Source organism: Paenirhodobacter ferrireducens, assembly GCF_004022265.1.
Classification (GTDB): Bacteria; Pseudomonadota; Alphaproteobacteria; order Rhodobacterales; family Rhodobacteraceae; genus Rhodobacter; species Rhodobacter ferrireducens.
Genome location: NZ_SAVB01000061.1, coordinates 1 through 615 on the forward strand (window position 1 = coordinate 1; position 615 = coordinate 615).

At 74.6% G+C, this 615-nt stretch carries 1 protein-coding gene; it reads left to right on the top strand.

Going from position 1 to position 615, the window contains the following annotated elements; genetic code table 11:
- Positions 1-615: ethanolamine ammonia-lyase subunit EutC (locus EOW65_RS19855; protein WP_164880185.1), on the top strand; the 615-nt coding region annotated here is incomplete at both ends.

Below are 615 nucleotides of genomic sequence, written 5' to 3' on the forward strand. Positions count from 1 at the left end.
CTGGCCTTTCAGGAGGACCACGCCGCAGCGCGCGACGCGATCCACGGTCGGGTCGACTGGGACGTGCTGGCGCGGGCGCTGGCGCCGCTTGCGACGCTGCGGGTGGCGAGCGCGGCGAGCGAGCGGGCGGTCTATCTGCGCCGCCCGGATCTTGGCCGGCAGCTGGCCCCGGGGACGGATCTGCCGCGGCTCGATTGCCCGCTGCTGATCGTGATCGGCGACGGGTTGTCGGCGCGCGGGGTCGCGGCGAATGCGGCGGCGCTGGTGGCGGCGCTGGTGGCGCGGCTGCCCGAGCTGGTCGCGGTGCCGGTGATCCTGGCCGAGGGGGCGCGGGTGGCGCTTGGCGACGCGATCGGGGCGGCGACCGGAGCGAGGATGGTGCTGATGCTGATCGGCGAGCGTCCGGGGCTGACGGTGGCGGACAGTCTTGGCGCCTATCTGACGTTGGCGCCGCGGGTGGGGCTGCGCGACAGCGCGCGCAATTGCGTGTCGAACATCCATGGCCATGGCGGGCTTGGCCCGGAGGCTGCGGCCGATCGCCTTGCCTGGCTGGTCGGTGCCGCGCGTCAGCTCGGCGCGACCGGCGTTGCACTGAAGGACGAAAGCGCCGCCGCC